Raw genomic sequence first — 16,167 nt, forward strand, 5'->3', positions numbered from 1 at the left:
ACGAAGGCCCGCTCATGCATGCGCGGATGGGGCACGGTCAGCACCGGTGAGGCCATGGACGCAGCACCATACAGCAGCAAGTCGAGATCGAGTGTGCGCGGGGCATTGCGGTAGGGGCGCTCGCGGCCTTGTGCCGTTTCGATGCGCTGCAACTCACGCAGCAGATCTCCGGGAGCGAGGCGCGTCTGCAGCACGGCCACGGCGTTGAGGTAGTCGGGCCCTTGCGCGTCGACGGGTGCCGTGCGGTAGACGCTGGAGCTGCGCTGCAATCGGGTGTCGGGCAGTTCACTCAGCGACTGCAGCGCGGTCTTCAGCGCTGCCGAGGCGTCGCCCAGGTTGGCGCCCAGCCCGACGTAGGCCAGCACCGGTTCCGCGCTCACTGCAGGCTCTGCGTCATTGCTCGCCGCTCGATGACGCGCCCGCGTCCGCGCCTCCACCGGGCTTGCGGCGACGGCGGCGGCGCTTTCTCGGTGCATCGGTGGCTTCTGCAGCCTCGTCAGGCTCTGCTGCAGGCGTGGCGGCCGGCGCGTGCGCGGGGGCACGCCGGCGCGGCGCGTCGTGCGAACGGGCCTGCGAGATCATGGCGGCGCGCTCGTCGGCATCGGCCATGGAGAATCTTTCCCACCACTGGGCCAGCTCGGGCTCGATCTCGCCGGCATCGGCGCGCAGGCGCAGGAAGTCGAAGCCGGCGCGGAAGCGCGGCTGCTCCACCAACGTCAGCGGCCCCTGCCCGGTGCGGCGCTCGAAGCGCGTCTGCATGAGCCAGATCTCGCGCATGTCAGCGCCCAGCTTGCCGCGGCCAGAGATATCGCCAATGCGCGCATCGAAGACCGAATCCACCGCCTGCTGCAGCGCCGGGAACGGCGCCTCGCCGCGCTTCTTGAGCTTGCTCCAGCCGTCGAGCACGTCGTGCCACAGCATGCAGGCCAGCATGAAGCTCGGTGCCACCGGCTTGCCTTCGTTGACGCGGCGGTCGGTGTCGGCCAGCGCGAGCTCCACGAACTTGGCACGCTCGGGGTGCTTGTTGGCGTCGGCCAGCACCACGTCGAGGATGGGGAACACGCCGGTGCGCGCACCGACAAGGCCCTGCTTCTGCAGCTCCTTGATGCTGGACAGCGCATGGCCCGTCTGCAGCAGCTTGATCATCTCGTCGAAGGTGCGCGAAGCGGGCACGCTTTCGAGCAACGAGGCCATCTCCTGGATGGGCGCCCGCGTCTTGGGGTCGATGCTGAAGCCCAGCTTGGCCGCGAAGCGGATCACCCGGATGATGCGCACCGGGTCTTCGCGGTAGCGCGTGGCCGGGTCGCCGATCATGCGCAGCACCTTCTTCTTGGCGTCCTTGATGCCACCGTGGTAGTCGACCACGATCTGCTTCTGCGGGTCGTAGTACATGGCGTTGACGGTGAAGTCGCGCCGGGCGGCATCGTCGATCTGCGGGCCCCAGACGTTGTCGCGCAGCACGCGGCCGGCGGCATCCACCGCGTGGTGCTTGTTGGCCAGCTCGGCCTTGGACGTCTTCTCGTTGCCCGCCACCTGCTCAGCGGCCGCTGCGTCCACCAGCGCGCGGAAGGTCGAGACCTCGATCACCTCGTGCTCGCGGCCGCGGCCAAACACCACGTGAACGATGCGAAAGCGCCGCCCGATGATGAAGGCGCGGCGGAACAGGCCTTTCACCTGCTCTGGCGTGGCGTTGGTGGCCACGTCGAAGTCCTTGGGGCGCAGGCCGACCAGCAGGTCACGCACCGCGCCGCCGACGATGTAGGCCTCGTAGCCGGCGTCGGCCAGGGTCTTGACCACGCGGATCGCGTTCTCGTCGACCAGGCCGAGGTCGATCTGGTGCTCGGACACCGGCACCTCGACCCGCTTGCCCGCAGGCGTGGCGGGCTTGGCGGAGCTGGTCTTGCCCAGCAGCTTGTCTATGAACTTTTTGATCATCAGGAAAAGAGCCGAAGAATGCGCCAGCCCCGCTCGCGGGCAATGGCTTCGAGCGGTGCGGAAGGGTTGGTTGCCACGGGGTCGGTTGCCAGCTCGAGCAAGGGCAGATCGTTTGCCGAATCGCTGTAGACGCTGATGCGCTCGAAGTCCTGCAGCCGGTGGCCCAGGCCAGCGAGCCACTGCTGGGTGCGCACCGTCTTGCCTTCTCGAAACGACGGGGTTCCATCGATCCGGCCCGTGATATTACCCGCCGGGCCCCGTTCCAGCTCGACCGCCAGCAGGTGCTCCACGCCGAAGGCGCGGCCGATGGGCGCGGTGACGAACTCGTTGGTGGCCGTGACGATGGCCACCAGGTCGCCCTGCGCCTGGTGGTGGCGCACGAGCTGCGCGGCGGCCGGGTGCAGGGGCAGGATCACCTCGGCCATGAAGCGCTGGTGGGCGGCGTCCATCTCGCTCGCCGGCCGGTCGCGCCAGGGCCGGGTCGCGAACTCGATGTAGGCGTGGATGTCGAGCGTGCCGGCCTTGTACTGGGCGTAGAAGGCGTCGTTGCTGCGCGCGAACTCGGCTGCGTCGACCCAGCCCTGGCGCACCACGAACTCGCCCCAGGCGTGGTCGGAATCGAGCGGCAGCAACGTATCGTCGAGGTCAAACAAGCAGAGGTTCATGACAGCCCCTCGCTCGCGGAGTACCGCTCACGATCCCCCAAGGGGAACGTAGGCCGCGGCTCCATGCCCGCCTGCGCGGGCATGGACGGCCGGAGTGCGAGCCGCGTCTCGCGGCTCGCGCGGGCCGGCTTGGGAGCGGCCCGGCGCTCGGCCCGTGTCATGTCGCATCCCCCTGCTCCTCGGCCAGCATCTGCTTGAGCAGGGGCACGGTGATGGCGCGCTTGTGCACGAGGGCGAATTCATCGAGCCGGTCGAGGATGGCCATCAGGTGCTTGAGGTCGCGGGCAAAGCGGGTGAGCAGGTAGTCCATCACGTCGTCCGAGAGAAAGAGCCCGCGGCGGTCGGCCTCGCGGCGCAGCGCGGCGCGGGCTTCGGGCTCGGTGAGCGGCTGCAGGGCGAACACGTGGCCCCAGCCGAGGCGGGTGCGCAGGTCGTCGCGCAAGGGCAGGTCCACTGGCGGCAGGCTGCCGGCAGCGGCGATCGGCACCCCGTGGGTCGTGGCTTCGACGAACAGGGCGAACGCGGCCTGTTGCTGGGCAGCGTCGAAGCAGTCGCAGTCATCGAGCACGATGAGCGTGTTGCGCTCCTCGAAGGGCCAGGGCGTGGGGATCGACGCACTGAACCAACTGGCTCGGCCACCTTGCTGCTGCACCTGGCTGGCCAGGGCGTGCAGCAGGTGCGTCTTGCCTACGCCCGAAGGCCCCCACAGGTAGACCGGCGCCGACTGATGCGCCAGGGCACGCAGGTGCGCCACCGCGGGCAGGTTGGCGCCAGCGACGAAGGTCTCGAAGGAACGCAGCGGGTCGCTGCCGATGGCCAGGGGAATCTGCTTCATCCCTGGGACGCAGTGGTGAAAGCCATGGGGTTCTGTCTAGAGGCGAGCCGCCGATGGGGGTTCGCAGAAAGGGCGAATTCTAAGGGCAGCGGGGATGGTGCTGGCCATGCATACAGGTCAATGCAGAGGCCCTGTGCCGGGCTCGCGCAGGGCCAGCAGGCGCTCGCCGATGGCCTGCCGGTCGGCCGCTTCGGGTGCATGCGCCAGGTAGTCGGCCAAGTCGTGCGAGGCGGCGTCCAGCGACCCGAGTTCGGCCTGAACCAACCCGCGGTCGCGCCGTTCTTCCCAGGCCTGGGGCAGCAGGACGACGAGCCGGTTCAGCACCGCCAGCAGGCGCGGCCAGTCGGAGGCCGCACGGTGGATCTCCTTCAGGTTGCGCAGCATGCGCGCCAGCACGTCGCGCGCCGGGGCGGCCTGCAGGAAGAGCCCGAGCGGCACGTCGAAGTCGCCCGTCAGACCCTGGCTGCGCCGGTAGGGCACCAGCAGCTCATCCAGTTGCTCGCGCGAGAGCGACTGGCCGGTGAAGGGGTCGATCACCACTTCGCCTTCGGACAGCTTCAGCTTGACCAGAAAGTGCCCCGGGAAAGACACACCACGCGCCGTGAGGCCGATCTGCGTGGCCAGCTCGATGTAGAGCACCGCCAGCGTGATGGGAATGCCGCGCCGCGTTTCCAGCACGGTGCTGAGCAGGCTGTTGCCGGGGTCGTAGTAGTTGTTGACGTTGCCCGAGAAGCCCAGCTCATGGAAGAAGAACTGGTTCAACAGGCGCAGGCGCTGCCGCGGGCCGGCATCGGCGGGCACCCGTTTCCTGAGCCGCGCCGCCAGGGCGTCGATCTGGGACAGCACGGCCTGCGTATCGAGCGCCGGGTTCTCGTCTTGCGCGATCGCCACAGCCGCTTCGATCAGGGACAGGCTGGCGTCGTCGGCCACCAGCGTGGCGAAGTACTCGAGTGGCGTGGGGGCTTGAAACTGCAGGCGGCCGGGCATGGCGAAGGATTATCCGCGTCGCATGAACTGGCGGAAGTTCAAGCCGGTCGCGAGCAGGGTGCCGAAGTAGACCACCACCGCCACCGCCAGGCAGGCGGCCATCAGCGCCACGCGGCGGCCGTCGTGCGCGTGCATGCCGACCCACGGGATGGCCTGCGCGGCCCACCACAGCCCCCCGCCCAGCACGGCACTGGCCAGCACGATGCGCAGCGCGAAGGCCCCCCACCCCGCCGCCGGCTGGAAGGCGCCCTTGCGGCGCAGGCCGAAGAAGAGCCAGGTGGCGTTGATCATCGCGCCCAGGCTGATCGACAGGGCCAGCCCGGCGTGGCCCATGCGCGGCACCAGCACCAGGTTGAGCAGCTGCGTGATCACCAGCACCGACACGGCGATCTTCACCGGCGTGCCGATGTCCTGGCGGGCGTAAAAGCCCGGCGCCAGCACCTTGATGGCGATCAGTCCCAGCAGGCCGACACCGTAGGCCATCAGCGCGCGCTGGGTCTGCAGCACGTCGGCGGCCGTGAAGGCGCCGCGCTGGTACAGCACCGCCACAAGAGGCTGCGCAAACACGAGCAAAGCCACCGCACAAGGCAGCGCCAGCATCAGCACCAGGCGCAAGCCCCAGTCGAGCATGGCCGAGTAGTCGCCGCTGGCACCCTTGCCTTGGGCAGCAGACAGCTGGGGGATCAGCACCACCCCCAGTGCCACGCCGAGCAGGCCGGTCGGGAACTCCATCAGGCGGTCGGCATAGGTCAGCCAGGAGACCGCGCCCACGCCGATGTGCGAGGCGATCTGGGTGTTGATGATGAGCGAGAGCTGGGCCACCGACACGCCCAGCAGCGCCGGCGCCATCTGCCTGAGAACCAGATGAACGCCCGGGTGGTGCCAGGCGGCCTTCAGCTTGGGCCAGCTCAGGCCGATGCGAGGCACGAGGCCGATGCGCTTGAGCGCGGGCAGTTGCACCAGCAGTTGCAGCACGCCGCCCAACATGACGCCGGCCGCCAAAGCAAAGATGGGTTCGATGCCCCAGCGCTTGAACCAGGGCGACAGCCACCAGGCTGCACCGATCATCGACAGATTGAGCAGCACCGGCGACGCCGCCGGCACCGCGAAGTGCTTCCAGGTGTTGAGGATGCCGGCCGACAGGGCCACCAGCGAGATGAAGCCGATGTACGGGAACATCCAGCGCGTCATCAGCACGGCGCCATCGAACTCCTTCAGCCCCGACGCCATCAGCCACACGATCACCGGCGCGGCCACGATCCCGATGGCACAGGTGACGAGCAAAGCCCAGAAGAGGATCGTGGCGACCGCGCTCACCAGCTGGTGCGTGGCCTCGTCGCCGTCGCGCGCCCGGGTGTGGCCCAGCAGCGGCACGAAGGCCTGCGAGAAGGCGCCCTCGGCAAACAGCCGGCGCAGCATGTTGGGGATGCGGAAGGCAGCCTGGAAGGCGTCTGTCCAGGCACCGGCGCCGAACAGGGCCGCGACGATCAGCTCCCGCACCAGGCCGGTGATGCGCGACGCCAGGGTGAGCAGGGAGACGATCGAGGCGGCGCGCAGCAGATTCATGAGCGGCGGGATTATGCCTGCCCGAGGTAGCGCCCGCTCACGTCTTGCCTGCCGATTTGCGAGCCTGGGTGTTCCCCTGCTATACTCGCGGACTTCGCTTAATCTGGCGCCCTACAAAAAGGCAGCTCAAACATGGCCACTTCTTCCAAAGCCAAAAAGACGGTTCGCATTGCCTCCGGTCGCAAGCGCGTTCGTCAAGACGTCAAACTCAACGCTGCCAACACCGCGCTGCGTTCCAAGTTCCGCACCGTCATCAAGAATGTTCAGAAGGCTGTTGTCGCTGGCGACAAGGCCAAAGCCACCGAGCTGTTCAAGTCCGCCCAGAGCGTGATCGATTCCGTGGCCGACAAGGGCCTCTTCCACAAGAACAAGGCTGCTCGCCACAAGAGCCGCCTGTCGGCCAAGGTCAAGGCGCTCGCCGCCGCCTGATTGCCTCCCGGATAGCGAAGAAACAAAAGCCCGCGCAAGCGGGCTTTTTCACGTCTGGCGTCCCCGCTCAGCGGTCCTTGGGGATCTGGTCGGGCAGCAGGCAGGCGTCGCTGACCTGCAGCTTGTTGTCGCGCGCAAAGTTCATGACGAAGTCCCAGGCCATGGGCTCGATGCCGCGCAGCGCCTCGTTGACGATCACGTATTTCACGCCGTTGATGGTGCGTGGCACACAGTAGGGCGAGTAGCCGATGAAGGCGCCCCGCCCGCCCGCCGAGCCCTCGGGCCGGAAGCAGGACATGGCCCCCGCCAGCCGCTCGGCCCAGTCGCTGGGCCGGAAGGTCTTGCCGTCCAGGGTGATGCCCTGGATGAAGACTTCGCGAGGGGGATGGCTGCTCATTCGGGGGGACGCGCGCGGGTGCGGCCGCCATTGTGCCGCGTAAGTGCTGCAGCGCAGCACACATGAACGTGAACTACCCGCCGAGATAGGCCTTTTGGAGCGCCGGGTCGGCCGCCATTTCCTGCGCCGTGCCCTGGGCGATCACCAGCCCGCCTTCGATCACGCAGGCGCGGTCGGCCAACGAAAGCGCGAGCGCCGCCATCTGGTCGACCAGCACGATGGTCATGGCCTCGCCGCGCAGGCGGTCGAGCGCAAGGAACAGCTCCTCGATGACCTTGGGCGCCAAGCCCAGCGAGGGCTCGTCGAGCAGCAGCACCTTCGGCCGCGCCATCAGGCCGCGCGCCACGGCCAGCATCTGCTGCTCGCCACCGGACAGCAGCCCCGCGCGCTGATGCAGCCGCTCGCGCAGGCGCGGAAAGCGCTGCAGCATCTCCTCGACCCGCTCTTCGCGCCCCTCCGGCTGCAGAAAGGCGCCCAGGCGGATGTTGTCGAGCACGCTCAACTCAGCGAACACCTGCCGGCCCTCGGGCACCAGCACCAGGCCGCGGGCGACGATCTGTTCGGCGCCCAGCGGCACCAGGTCTTCACCGGCCAGCGTGATGCCGCCTTGCAGCGGCCGGTGCAGGCCGGCCAGTGCGCGCATCAGCGTCGACTTGCCGGCGCCGTTGGCTCCGAGCAGCGCCACCATCTCGCCGCGGCGCACCTGCAGGTCGATGCCGCGCAGCACCGGCGCTGCACCGTGGCCGGCCACCAGGGCACCGACGTGCAACACCTCGGGAGACGGCTCGCCCACCGCGCGTTCGCGCCGCACCTGCAAGCCGCCCTCTCCCAGATACGCCTTGCGCACGGCAGGATCGGCTTGCACCTGGGCCGGCGTGCCCTGCGCCAGCCGCTGGCCGGCGTCGAGCACCACGATCCGGTCGGAGATCTCCATCACCAGCCCCATGTCGTGCTCGACCAGCAGCACACCGATGCCCGCTTGCGCGATGCGCCGCAGCAGCGCACCGAGACGTGCCGTGTCCTCGCTCGACAGGCCCGCCGCCGGCTCGTCGAGCAGCAGCATGTCGGGGTCGGTGGCCAAGGCCCGCGCGATCTCGACCATGCGGCGGTCCACATGCGGCAGGTCACCGGCGGGGCCATCCAAAGCGCCGGTGTAGCCGCACGCAGCCAGCAGCGCGCGGCTGCGTTGACGCACCTCCGCGCGCCGGAACGCGCCCGCACCGAGCAGCGGCCCGAGGCGGCCGCGGCACACCGCCAGCGCAACGTTGTCTTCGACGCTGAGCGTCGCGAAGAGCTGCGAGGTCTGGTACGTGCGCGCCACACCGCTGCGGGCCACGCGGTAGGCAGCGAGCCCCTGCAGTGCAGCCTCACCCAGCTTGAAGCCGCCTGCCGAGGGCGCGTAGAACCCGCTCAGCATGTTGAGCGCCGTCGTCTTGCCCGCACCATTGGGTCCGATCAGGCTCGTGATGGCTGCAGGTGGGGCCTCCAGGCTCAGCTCGCTGACGGCACGCACCCCCCCAAAGACGCGTGTCAGCCCCTCCGCCCGCACCCCCCGCCGCTCACGCGGCGCACCCGTCAGCAGCGTCTGCGCTGCGGACGGCGTTGCATCAGCGCCAATGCGCCGCTTCCAACGCGACAGCATGCCGACCATGCCATCCGGCGCCACCCACAACACCACCAGCAACAGGCCACCGAAGAACAGCAGCCGGTACTCCTCGAGGCTGGACAGCAGTTCAGGCAGCACGCCCACGATCACCGCGCCGATCAGCGGCCCCAGCACCGAGCCACCGCCACCGATCACCACCACCAGCACGAACAGGATCGACTGGATGAAGCCAAAGCTGCTGGGCGTGACAAAGCCCGACAGCGGCGCGAACAAACCACCCGCCAGCCCGGCCAGTGCGGCCGAGAGCGCGAAGGCCACCGTCTTCACCTGCAGCGGGTGGATGCCGATGGACTCGGCCGCCGTCTCGCTGTCTTTCACCGCCCGCATGGCCGCGCCCCAGGTGCCGCGCGACAGCCAGGCAAAGCCGATCAACGCAGCGGCCATGGCGAGCAGGGCCAGGATCGCCACGGCCCGCTCGCCGGTGACGGCGCCGAACAGCCCAGGCTGCGCGATGCCCATCAACCCGTTCTGCCCGCCTGTGAGGCCACGCCACTCCACCGCGCCGTGCTCGACGATGAAACCGAAAGCGATGGTCACCATCGCCAGGTACGGCCCTTTCACGCGCAGCGCCGGCAAGGCCAGGAGCCAGCCCGCCGCGCCCGACAACAGCACCGCCAGCGGCCACGCCAGCCAGAAGCTCAAGCCCGCCTTGGACGTGAGGATGGCCACCGCGTACGCGCCGATGGCATAGAAGCCCACGTGCCCGAACGACACCTGCCCCGTCAGCCCGAGCAGCACGTTCATGCCCACGCCCACGATGGCCAGCAGCGCCACATTGGCCAGCACGAACACGTAGTAGCCGTTGAGCTGCGAGGCCAGCACCAGGCTTGCCACCAGGGCCGCGGCGGCCACGCCCCATCGAATGGGCGTCATACCTTCTTCACGTCCATGCGGCCGAACAGTCCGTTGGGTTTGGCAGCCAGCACCACGATCACCAGCGCGAAGGTGATGATCTGCGTGTAGCTCGAGCCGAGCGTGGCGGTGATCAGCGCCTCGCTCACGCCGAACAGCAGGCCGGCCAGCATCACGCCCCACGCACTGCCGATGCCGCCGAGGATGGCCACGGCAAACGCCTTCAGGCCGAACAGCGTGCCCATGTGGGCCTCCACGTTGAAGAGCGGCGCGATCAGCACGCCGGCCACGCCGGCGAAGAGCGTGGACAGCGCGAAGGCCCCTGCCACCACGCGCTTGATCGGGATGCCCATCAGCCGCGCCGCGTCGCGGTTCTGCACCACCGCCAGCATGGCCACGCCCCAGCACGTGCGGCGCGCCACAGCATGCAGCACCGCGGCCAGCGCGAGCCCCACGACAGGGATCACCAGTTGCAACGGATACACCCCCAGCCCCACATCGCCCAGCGAGATGGGCGACTGCGCCAGTGGCGACGGCAGGCTGCGCGGCTCCTTGCCGAAGGTGAACATCACCACGTTGTCGAGCACGATGCCCAGGGCCACGGTCGACATCAGCCAGGCATTGGAGCCGCGGCTGGCGAAGGGCCGCACGGCGAAGAACTCCACCACCAGCCCGTACGCACTGCAGAGCAGGAGCGCCAGCGCGATGGCCGGCACCAGCGGCCAGCCGAGCGTCTGCGCAAAGGCGTAGGTGAGCACCGCGCCGAGCATCATGGAACTGCCCTGCGCGAAGTTCACGGTGCCCGACACCGCATACGTCACGTGGAAGCCCAGGGCCATCAGCCCGTACATGCTGCCCAGCCCCAGGCCGCTGATCAGCGCGGAAAGTAGGAGCACGTCAGTTCGCCAGGCCCACCGGCAGGATGCGGTTGTCGATGAACTGCGCCCACACGTAGTCGTCGGCGGTCACGGCGTCGTGCACTGCTGGCGTGAAGGGCTTGTCGTAGGTCTTGATCAGCCCTTGGTAGCGGCCGATCTTGTAGAAGCCCTGGCGCACCGCATCGCCCTCGGTCGAGCCGGCGGCAGCGATGGCCAGCGCGGCGAGCTGCAGTCCGTCGTACGCATTGGCCACGCCCACCGCGGGCGTGATGTCGTCCGGGCCCTTGATGCTCGGGTACTTGGCCTTGAGCGCCGCGATCACCTTCTCGCCCACCGGCGACTGCTTGCCGAAGAAGCTGTAGGTCTGCACGAAGTGCACGTTCTTGCCGCTCGGGCCGGCCAGCTCGGTGAAGCGCCCGCCCGCGGGGCCCCAGTGCGAGACGATGGGCACCTTCCAGCCCATGCGGTCGAGCGACTTGACCAGCTGAGCCGAGGGCCCCACGTTGCCCACCATGAAGAGCACGTCGGCCCCGGCCTCTTTCAAGCGCGTGAGCTGCGGCACCACGTCCACGTCATTCGCCTCGAACTTCTCCACACCCACCGCCTTCATGCCCTTGGCGGCCAGCGCGGCGTTGAGGCCCTTCTCGTTCGACTCGCCCCAGGGGTTGTTGACGAGGATCATTCCCGGCTTGGTCGCCTTGAAGGTCTTCTGCGCGTAGGCCAGCATGCCGATGTCGACGATCTCGTCGACCGCCGAGACGCGGAAGGCGAAGTTGGGATTGGCCCCGTTCTTGGTGATGGGCGTGCCCGCGGCCCAGGGGCCCATGAAGGGCGTCTTCTCCTGGTTGGCGATGGGCACGATGGCCATCGAGACCGGCGTGTCCAGCCCGCCGAACAGCACCGCCACCTTCTCCTTGAAGATCAGCTCGCGCGCAGCGAGCACGCCCTTGGCGGGGTTGCCTTCGTCGTCGCGGCGCACCAGCTCCAGCTTGCGGCCGCCCAGCAGGCCGCCCTTGGCGTTGACCTCGTCGATGGCGATGGTGAGACCGCGCGTGATGGATTCGCCGGCCAGCGCCGACTGGCCCGACAAGGCCGTCACCAGGCCGATCTTGATCGGCTCGTTGGCCCCGGCGGTGCCACTCAGGCCCAGCGCAGCGGCCAGGGCCACCAGCCGGCGGCGCGAGAGAAGGAACGAAGAAGGCATGGCAAGTCTCCAGGTCGGCGTTGACGAATGCCAGCCCGATCGCAAGCTCTGTGCCACGATCGTCCACACCCCATGGGCGCACCGTGGCTCACTTCTTGCGCTCAATGCACATCCCGTTTTGTTGACAATCCCATTTCCAGATTGCGCACCAAATGAACCCATCCGCGCACCAACCCTGAGCCACCATGACCCCGCGCTTCGGCCCCCTGCCCCACCACGGGCGCTTCGACTACTCGGCCATCACGCGCCGGCCCGACTACCACTGGCCCGGCGGCAAGCGCCTCGCCGTCTACCTGGGCATCAACATCGAGCACTTCGCCTTCGGCACCGGCCTGGGCGCCAACCTGGCACCGGCCGTGCCCCACCCCGACGTGCTGAACTACGCGTGGCGCGAGTACGGCAACCGCGTGGGCGCGTGGCGTTGCCTGGAGCTGTTCGACGGGCTCTCGCTGCCCAGCGGCGTGCTGATCAACACCGCCCTCTACGACCACTGCCCCGAGCTGGTGGAGGCCTTCGCCGCGCGCGGCGACGAGCTCATCGGCCACGGCCACACCAACGCCGAGCGCCAGGGCGAAATGCGCGAGGCCGACGAGCGCGAGCTGCTCGTGCACTGCCGTGAGCGCATCGCGCAGCACAGCGGACGCGCGCCGCAGGGCTGGCTCTCGCCCTGGATCTCCGAGAGCCACGTCACCCACGACCTGCTGGCCGAAACCGGCTACCGCTACACGCTCAACTGGTGCCACGACGACCAGCCGGTACGCCTGCGCACGCGCGACGGCGGCTCGCTCTGGTCCATCCCCTACCCGCAGGAGCTGAACGACATCCCGATGATCGTGGCGCGGCAGATGGACGCGAAGGACTTCGCGCAGATGATCGTCGACAACTTCGACGAGATGCTCGAACAGTCGCAGCGCCAGCCGCTGGTCATGGGCGTGGCCCTGCATCCTTACCTCGTCGGCCAGCCCTACCGGCTGCGCCACCTGCGGCGCGCGCTGCAGCACCTGGCCGCGCACCGCGACGACATCTGGTTCACCACGCCAGGCGCGATCTGCGACGCGGTGGACGCGCTCACCCCGCCACTCCCCTGAACGACATGGCCACCACCACCCGGCGCCCCACCAAGACACCCTCACGCAGCACGTCTGCGGCCGTCGCCGTGGCCCTGCCCACCACGGCCACGGGCAGCGACATCGAGCAGCGCATCTACCAGTCGGTGTTCGAAGGCGTGCTGACCCAGCGCCTCACGCCCGGCACCAAGCTGCCCGAGGCGGCGCTGTGCGAGCTGTTCGCGGTGAGCCGCTCGGTGGTGCGCAAGGTGCTGCAGCGCCTGGCCCACGACCACATCGTCGAGCTGCGGCCCAACCGCGGCGCTGTGATCGCCGCCCCCTCGCCGGAAGAGACACGCCAGATCTTCGAGGCGCGCCGCGCGCTCGAGGCCGCGCTGCTGGAGCTGGCCGTGCGCAATGCCACCAAGGCCGACCTGGCCGCGCTGCGCCGCCAGCTGGCCGACGAGCACGAGGCCATGCACCGCTTCGACCAGCCCTCGTGGGCGCGCCTGGCCAGCAGCTTCCACCTGCGCGTGGCCGCGCTGGCCCGCAACCCCATCCTGGAGCGCTACCTCGCCGAGCTGATCTCGCGCTGCTCGCTGATCGTGGCGCTGTACGAACCGCCGGGCAACGCCCATTGCGAGCACGACGAGCACGCACAGATCGTCGACCACATCGAGAAGGGCGACACCCGCCGCGCCCTGCACGCGATGGACGCCCACCTGCGCACCCTGGAGCGCCACATCAGCCTGGAACGCACGCCGCCCATCAAGAGCCTGGCCCGCATGCTCGGGCTCGATTGACAGCCATGGACATCGACTTCGCCACCCTCACCGAGTACCAGCGCTACAAGCTGATGGCCAGCCTGATCGTGCCGAGGCCGATCGCGCTCGTCACCACGCTGAGCGAGAACGGCGTCGTCAACGCCGCGCCCTTCAGCATGTTCAACATGCTGGGTGAGGAGCCACCCATCGTGATGATCAGCATCAACCGGCTCAAGGACGGTGCGCTGAAGGACACCGCTGCCAACATCGTGCGCACGAAGGAGTTCGTCGTCCACATCAGCGACGAGGCCATGGCCGAGAAGATGCACCGCTGCGGCGAGCGTCTGCCGCCCGACGTGAGCGAACTCGCCCACGTGGGCCTGCACAGCGCGCCTTGCAACGCGGTCAAGCCGGCGCGCATCGTCGAGGCGCCGGTGGCCTTCGAGTGCACGCTGTGGGAGACGCTGGAAACCGACAGCCGTCAGATCTTCATCGGCCAGGTGCGCTGGCTGCATGCGCGCGACGGGCTGATCGACACCGAGCGCTGGCGGGTGCGGCTGCAGGAGTACTTCCCCGTCGCCCGCTTCGGGGCGAGCTTCTACGTCAACACAAGGGAACGCTTCTCGCTCGAAGGCAGCGGCGAGGCCCCCACCGCCTCGACCAGCACGGCCATCGACGAGATGTGATGACGGCCCCTCGGCCCGGCCCGCGCGCCCCTCCATGGGTGCCCTTTAGAATCAAACGCCCCAGGGCCCGCACTCCTGCGGGCCTTGTCATTTCTGCCTGGAGCCAGCCATGAACGCCCCCGAGAAAGTCATCCCCGACCCGCATGTGATGCAGACCTACGGCCGCCTGCCGATGGCGCTCGCATACGGCCGAGGCTGCTGGCTGTGGGACACCGAGGGCAAGAAGTACCTAGACGGGCTGGCCGGCATCGCCGTCAACACCCTGGGCCATGCCCACCCCCGGCTCGTGCCGGCCCTGCAGGACCAGATCGCCAAGCTGATCCACAGCAGCAACTACTACCAGGTGCCGCTGCAGGAGCAGCTGGCCGCCAAGCTGACCGAGCTCTCCGGCCTGACCAACGCCTTCTTCTGCAGCACCGGCCTCGAAGCCAACGAAGCGGCGCTCAAGATCGCCCGCAAGTACGGCCACGACAAGGGCATCGACCGCCCCGAGATCGTGGTCTACGAGAAGGCCTTCCACGGCCGCTCGATCGCCACGCTGTCGGCCACCGGCAACCCCAAGGTGCAGGCCGGCTTCGGCCCGCTGGTCGAAGGCTTCGTGCGCGTACCGCTCAACGACGTGCCCGCCATCGAGGCGGTGGCCAAGAGCAACCCCAACGTGGTGGCCGTGTTCCTGGAGGTGATCCAGGGCGAAGGCGGCATCAACCCCGCCAAGGTGGAGTACCTGCGCGAAGTGCGCCGCATCTGCGACGAGCGCGGCTGGCTGTTGATGCTCGACGAGGTGCAGTGCGGCATGGGCCGCACCGGCAAGTGGTTCGCCCACCAGTGGGCCGGTATCCGGCCCGACGTGATGCCGCTGGCCAAGGGCCTGGGCTCGGGCGTGCCGGTGGGCGCCGTGGTCTGCGGCCCCAAGGCGGCCCACGTGCTGGGCGCCGGCAACCATGGCACCACCTTCGGCGGCAACCCGCTGGCCATGCGCGCGGGGGTCGAGACCATCCGCATCATGGAAGAAGACAAGCTGCTGGAGAACGCCGCCACCGTGGGCGCCGCGCTCAAGGCCGGCCTGCAACGCGAGCTGAGCGGCGTGGCCGGCGTGGTCGAGGTGCGCGGCCAGGGTCTGATGCTCGGCATCGAGCTCGACCGCCCCTGCGGCGAACTGCTCGGCCAGGCGGCCGAAGCCGGCCTGATGCTCAGCGTGACCGCCGAGCGCGTGATCCGCCTCGTGCCCGCGCTCATCCTGAGCGCCGACGAAGCCAGGCAGATCGTGGCCATCCTCGTGCCGCTGATCAAGAAGTTCCTGGGGCCGAAACCATGACGCCCGGCAACAAGCTCATCAAGCACTACCTGCAGTTCAAGGACCTGCGTGCCGAGGAGTACGCCTACCTGTTCGAGCGCGCCGCCATCATCAAGACGCGCTTCAAGAACTACGAGAAGTACACGCCGCTGGTCGACCGCACGCTGGCCATGATCTTCGAGAAGGCCTCCACGCGCACGCGTGTGAGCTTCGAGGCCGGCATGTACCAGATGGGCGGCTCGGTCGTGAACCTCACCACCGGCGACAGCCAGTTCGGCCGCGCCGAGCCGGTGGAAGACAGCGCCCGTGTCATCAGCCGCATGGTCGACCTGGTGATGATCCGCACCTACGAGCAGTCCAAGATCGAGGCCTTCGCGGCCAACTCGCGCGTGCCGGTGATCAACGGCCTGACCAACGAGCACCACCCCTGCCAGATCCTGGCCGACATCTTCACCTTCATCGAACACCGCGGCGCCATCGCCGGCAAGGTGGTCGCCTGGGTGGGCGACGGCAACAACATGGCCAACACCTGGCTGCAGGCGGCCGACATCCTGGGCTTCACGCTGCACGTGAGCACGCCCACTGGCTACGAGATCGACGCCAAGGTGGCCGGTGTGTCCAACAGCCGCTGCCTCAAGACCTTCAAGAACCCGCTCGCCGCCTGCCGCGGCGCCCACCTCGTCACCACCGACGTGTGGACCAGCATGGGCTTCGAAGCCGAGAACGCCGCGCGTGTGAAGGCCTTCACCGACTGGTGTGTCGACCGCGAGATGATGGCCGCGGCGCAGGCCGATGCGCTCTTCATGCACTGCCTGCCCGCGCACCGCGGCGAAGAAGTCGAGGCCGAGGTGATCGACGGCCCCCGGTCGTTGGTGTGGCCGCAGGCCGCCAACCGCATGGACGCGATCCGGGCCCTGTTCGTCGACCTCGTGGAGGAGGCCGGCTGATGGTGACGTTGGGCAA

16 protein-coding genes are annotated in these 16,167 nt (G+C 68.7%); 6 read left to right on the top strand and 10 right to left on the bottom strand.

Annotation, left to right across the window (positions count from 1 at the left end; translation table 11 throughout):
- The 6 genes from folK to murJ all read right to left on the bottom strand — a co-directional run.
- Positions 1-380: 2-amino-4-hydroxy-6-hydroxymethyldihydropteridine diphosphokinase (folK, locus tag VFL64_RS04555; protein WP_489539197.1), on the bottom strand; the 380-nt coding region annotated here is incomplete at its 3' end.
- A gap of 13 nt (positions 381-393) precedes the next feature.
- The gene (gene pcnB, locus VFL64_RS04560; RefSeq protein ID WP_489539198.1) at positions 394-1,935 is read right to left on the bottom strand and encodes a polynucleotide adenylyltransferase PcnB; all 1,542 of its coding nucleotides are present in this window, start codon (positions 1,933-1,935) and stop codon (positions 394-396) included.
- Positions 1,935-2,600: a histidinol-phosphatase gene (locus VFL64_RS04565; protein ID WP_489539199.1), complete on the bottom strand. Its 666-nt coding sequence runs from the start codon at positions 2,598-2,600 to the stop codon at positions 1,935-1,937. The genes pcnB and VFL64_RS04565 overlap by 1 nt, the downstream gene beginning before the upstream one ends.
- A gap of 157 nt (positions 2,601-2,757) precedes the next feature.
- On the bottom strand, positions 2,758-3,435 hold the full coding sequence (hda, locus tag VFL64_RS04570) for a DnaA regulatory inactivator Hda (RefSeq protein WP_489539200.1): 678 nt from the start codon (positions 3,433-3,435) through the stop codon (positions 2,758-2,760).
- Positions 3,436-3,552: 117 nt separating this feature from the next.
- Positions 3,553-4,422 carry a SirB1 family protein gene (locus VFL64_RS04575; protein ID WP_489539201.1) on the bottom strand — a complete coding sequence of 290 codons (870 nt, stop codon included), beginning with the start codon at positions 4,420-4,422 and terminating at the stop codon, positions 3,553-3,555.
- 9 nt (positions 4,423-4,431) lie between these two features.
- Complete coding sequence (murJ, locus tag VFL64_RS04580) at positions 4,432-5,988, bottom strand: murein biosynthesis integral membrane protein MurJ (protein ID WP_489539202.1); 1,557 nt, start codon at positions 5,986-5,988, stop codon at positions 4,432-4,434.
- 132 nt (positions 5,989-6,120) lie between these two features.
- On the opposite strand from murJ, the gene rpsT reads away from it, so the two are divergent.
- Positions 6,121-6,417 (top strand): 30S ribosomal protein S20, encoded by a 297-nt coding sequence (rpsT, locus tag VFL64_RS04585; protein ID WP_489539203.1) that lies wholly within the window; start codon positions 6,121-6,123, stop codon positions 6,415-6,417.
- A 67-nt stretch (positions 6,418-6,484) separates the two neighbouring features.
- On the opposite strand, the gene VFL64_RS04590 is transcribed toward rpsT, so the two are convergent.
- The 4 genes from VFL64_RS04590 to VFL64_RS04605 all read right to left on the bottom strand — a co-directional run bounded on the left by VFL64_RS04590 (position 6,485) and on the right by VFL64_RS04605 (position 11,414).
- Entirely contained in the window at positions 6,485-6,814 is a 330-nt protein-coding gene (locus tag VFL64_RS04590) for a DUF3579 domain-containing protein (RefSeq protein WP_489539204.1), read from the bottom strand.
- Between the two features lie 73 nt (positions 6,815-6,887).
- Entirely contained in the window at positions 6,888-9,353 is a 2,466-nt protein-coding gene (locus VFL64_RS04595; protein ID WP_489539205.1) for a branched-chain amino acid ABC transporter ATP-binding protein/permease, read from the bottom strand.
- Complete coding sequence (locus tag VFL64_RS04600) at positions 9,350-10,228, bottom strand: branched-chain amino acid ABC transporter permease (protein WP_489539206.1); 879 nt, start codon at positions 10,226-10,228, stop codon at positions 9,350-9,352. The genes VFL64_RS04595 and VFL64_RS04600 overlap by 4 nt, the downstream gene beginning before the upstream one ends.
- A gap of 1 nt (position 10,229) precedes the next feature.
- Entirely contained in the window at positions 10,230-11,414 is a 1,185-nt protein-coding gene (locus VFL64_RS04605) for an ABC transporter substrate-binding protein (protein WP_489539207.1), read from the bottom strand.
- 185 nt (positions 11,415-11,599) lie between these two features.
- Between VFL64_RS04605 and VFL64_RS04610 the strand changes: the two genes are divergently transcribed.
- The 5 genes from VFL64_RS04610 to argF all read left to right on the top strand — a co-directional run bounded on the left by VFL64_RS04610 (position 11,600) and on the right by argF (position 16,151).
- Positions 11,600-12,502: a polysaccharide deacetylase family protein gene (locus tag VFL64_RS04610; RefSeq protein ID WP_489539208.1), complete on the top strand. Its 903-nt coding sequence runs from the start codon at positions 11,600-11,602 to the stop codon at positions 12,500-12,502.
- Between the two features lie 5 nt (positions 12,503-12,507).
- A complete protein-coding gene (locus VFL64_RS04615) occupies positions 12,508-13,263 on the top strand; it encodes a GntR family transcriptional regulator (protein ID WP_489539209.1) in 756 nt (251 codons plus the stop codon).
- Between the two features lie 5 nt (positions 13,264-13,268).
- Complete coding sequence (locus tag VFL64_RS04620) at positions 13,269-13,910, top strand: flavin reductase family protein (RefSeq protein WP_489539210.1); 642 nt, start codon at positions 13,269-13,271, stop codon at positions 13,908-13,910.
- Between the two features lie 109 nt (positions 13,911-14,019).
- A complete protein-coding gene (locus VFL64_RS04625; RefSeq protein WP_489539211.1) occupies positions 14,020-15,225 on the top strand; it encodes an aspartate aminotransferase family protein in 1,206 nt (401 codons plus the stop codon).
- Positions 15,222-16,151 (top strand): ornithine carbamoyltransferase, encoded by a 930-nt coding sequence (argF, locus tag VFL64_RS04630; RefSeq protein WP_489539212.1) that lies wholly within the window; start codon positions 15,222-15,224, stop codon positions 16,149-16,151. The genes VFL64_RS04625 and argF overlap by 4 nt, the downstream gene beginning before the upstream one ends.
- The last annotated feature ends 16 nt before the right edge of the window (positions 16,152-16,167 follow it).

Origin of the sequence: Rhizobacter sp., assembly GCF_035702065.1 — a bacterium.
In the GTDB taxonomy this organism is placed as follows: Bacteria; Pseudomonadota; Gammaproteobacteria; order Burkholderiales; family Burkholderiaceae_C; genus Rhizobacter.

Excerpts from the sequence above, each read along its gene's own strand:
- pcnB (WP_489539198.1), bottom strand. The coding sequence starts at position 1,935 with ATGATCAAAAAGTTCATAGACAAGCTGCTGGGCAAGACCAGCTCCGCC.
- VFL64_RS04565 (WP_489539199.1), bottom strand. The coding sequence starts at position 2,600 with ATGAACCTCTGCTTGTTTGACCTCGACGATACGTTGCTGCCGCTCGAT.
- hda (WP_489539200.1), bottom strand. The coding sequence starts at position 3,435 with ATGAAGCAGATTCCCCTGGCCATCGGCAGCGACCCGCTGCGTTCCTTC.
- VFL64_RS04575 (WP_489539201.1), bottom strand. The coding sequence starts at position 4,422 with ATGCCCGGCCGCCTGCAGTTTCAAGCCCCCACGCCACTCGAGTACTTC.
- murJ (WP_489539202.1), bottom strand. The coding sequence starts at position 5,988 with ATGAATCTGCTGCGCGCCGCCTCGATCGTCTCCCTGCTCACCCTGGCG.
- rpsT (WP_489539203.1), top strand. The coding sequence starts at position 6,121 with ATGGCCACTTCTTCCAAAGCCAAAAAGACGGTTCGCATTGCCTCCGGT.
- VFL64_RS04590 (WP_489539204.1), bottom strand. The coding sequence starts at position 6,814 with ATGAGCAGCCATCCCCCTCGCGAAGTCTTCATCCAGGGCATCACCCTG.
- VFL64_RS04595 (WP_489539205.1), bottom strand. The coding sequence starts at position 9,353 with ATGACGCCCATTCGATGGGGCGTGGCCGCCGCGGCCCTGGTGGCAAGC.
- VFL64_RS04605 (WP_489539207.1), bottom strand. The coding sequence starts at position 11,414 with ATGCCTTCTTCGTTCCTTCTCTCGCGCCGCCGGCTGGTGGCCCTGGCC.
- VFL64_RS04610 (WP_489539208.1), top strand. The coding sequence starts at position 11,600 with ATGACCCCGCGCTTCGGCCCCCTGCCCCACCACGGGCGCTTCGACTAC.
- VFL64_RS04615 (WP_489539209.1), top strand. The coding sequence starts at position 12,508 with ATGGCCACCACCACCCGGCGCCCCACCAAGACACCCTCACGCAGCACG.
- VFL64_RS04620 (WP_489539210.1), top strand. The coding sequence starts at position 13,269 with ATGGACATCGACTTCGCCACCCTCACCGAGTACCAGCGCTACAAGCTG.
- VFL64_RS04625 (WP_489539211.1), top strand. The coding sequence starts at position 14,020 with ATGAACGCCCCCGAGAAAGTCATCCCCGACCCGCATGTGATGCAGACC.
- argF (WP_489539212.1), top strand. The coding sequence starts at position 15,222 with ATGACGCCCGGCAACAAGCTCATCAAGCACTACCTGCAGTTCAAGGAC.